General features: G+C 69.2%; 1 protein-coding gene. It reads right to left on the bottom strand.

Features of this window, described 5'->3' with window-relative positions:
* Positions 1-1,903, bottom strand: a 1,903-nt coding sequence (locus ACWDU1_RS31920) for a molybdopterin oxidoreductase family protein (RefSeq protein ID WP_450004144.1), incomplete at its 3' end; no start/stop codon positions are given.
* Positions 1,904-2,026: the final 123 nt, after the last annotated feature.

Below are 2,026 nucleotides of genomic sequence, written 5' to 3'. Positions count from 1 at the left end.
CGATTTCGAGCTGGTCGCCGGGTTCCAGGCCCAGAGCGCGGGCGTCGTCGGGGTGGATCTCGACGAACGGCGCGCGGTCGAGCTTGTTCAGTTTCTCGATACGCCCGGTCTTGGTCATCGAATGCCACTGATGTTGCAGGCGGCCGGTATTGAGCAGGAACGGGTAGTCGTCGTCGGGCATCTCGGCCGCCGGCATATGCGGCCGCGGCCAGAACACCGCCCGCCGGCTCGGGGTGGCGAAGGCCAGCCGGGGCCGGTGGCCCGTGGGGTCGATGTGTTCGGTCTGGCTCACCCCGTCGTTGAGATAGCGGATCGGGTTGCGGCGCCGGGCCGGGTCCGGGCACGGCCACTGCATGGGGCCCTCGCGCAGCCGGTCGTAGTCCATCCCGCGCAGGTCGTAGCCGGTGGCCGGATTCGCGAACTCACGCAGTTCGTCGAACACCTCGGCGCTGGAGGCGAAATCGAACCCCGGGAACCCCATCGCGGTCGCGATCTGGGCGATGAGCTGCCAGTCCGGACGCGCCGCGCCCGCCGGTTCGATCGACCGCTGCTGCAGGGTGACGGTGCGTTCGGAATTGACCATCGCCGCATCGGCCTCCGCCCACAGGGTGGCCGGTAGTAGCAGGTCGGCGTAGGTATTGGTGGCGGTATCGGTATAGGCGTCCTGGGCGATCACCAATTCGGCGGCCTCCAGCCCGGCGATCACCGTTTTGCGGTTGGCCACGGTGGCCACCGGGTTGGTGCAGATGATCCACGCGGCCTTGACAGCGCCCGCGGACAGCCGCCGGAACATCTCCACCGTGCCCGGACCGGCCTCGGCGCGCAGGGTGCCCGGCGGCAGATCCCATGCGGTTTCCACGAAGGTGCGGTCGGCGGGGGACAGCACACTGCGCTGGCCCGGAAGACCCGGACCCATGTAGCCCATCTCCCTGCCGCCCATGGCATTCGGCTGCCCGGTGAGCGAGAACGGGCCGCTGCCCGGACGGCAGATCGCACCCGTGGCCAGATGCAGGTTGCACAGCGCGTTGGTGTTCCAGGTGCCGTGCGTGGACTGGTTGAGGCCCATCGTCCACAGGCTCATCCATTCACCGGCCGCGCCGATCCACGCCGCGGCGGTGCGGATATCCGCTTCGGCCAGACCGGTCAGCGCCGCCACCCGGTCCGGCGGGTATTCGGCCAGGAACTCCGGCATATCCGCCCAGCCCTCGGTGTGCTCGGCGATGAACTCGCTGTCGATATCGCCGTTCTCGACCAGCAGATGGAGCAGTCCGTTCAGCAGCGCCAGATCGGTACCGGGAGCGATCTGCAAGAACAGATCGGCGCGCGCGGCGGTCTCGGTGCGGCGCGGATCCACCACGATCAGTTTCGCGCCCGCCTTGAGCCGGTCGGCCATCCGCAGGAAGAGGATGGGATGGCAATCGGCCATATTGGCGCCGATCACGAAGAACAGGTCGGCGTGTTCGAAATCCTCGTAGGACCCGGGCGGTCCGTCGGCGCCCAGTGACTGTTTGTACCCGGTGCCCGCGCTGGCCATGCACAGCCGCGAGTTGGCCTCCATATGGATGGTCCGCAGATGGCCCTTGGCGAGTTTGGTGGCCAGGTACTGCGCTTCCAGCGACATCTGGCCGGAGACGTAGAGCGCGATCGCGTCCGGCCCGTGTTCGTCCAGGATCCGGCGCAGCCGCGCCGCGGCCTCGGCCACCGCTTCGTCCACACCGACCGGCTGCGGTTCGACACCGCGCCCGGGGCGCCGGTAGGCGGTGGTCATCCGCCCGGTGGTCCGGGTGAGCTCCAGATGCGTGGCGCCCTTGGTGCACAGGCGCCCGGCGTTGGCCGGATGCAGTTTGTCGCCAGCGACCTTCGCGATCACCGGGGCGCCGTTCGCATCCGCCCGGGTGGTCACTTCGATTCCACAGCCGACACCACAGTAAGAGCACGACGTCCGGGTCGTGCCCGGCGTCGGGCCCGACCCGCTCGTGCTGTGTCGATCGGGCACGAGCGAGGGCCCTGCGGGGTGACGCTGCGC

This window comes from Nocardia sp. NPDC003345 (assembly GCF_053589395.1).
Note: the sequence above shows the minus strand (reverse complement) of the source record. Positions and strands in the feature narration are given on the sequence as shown.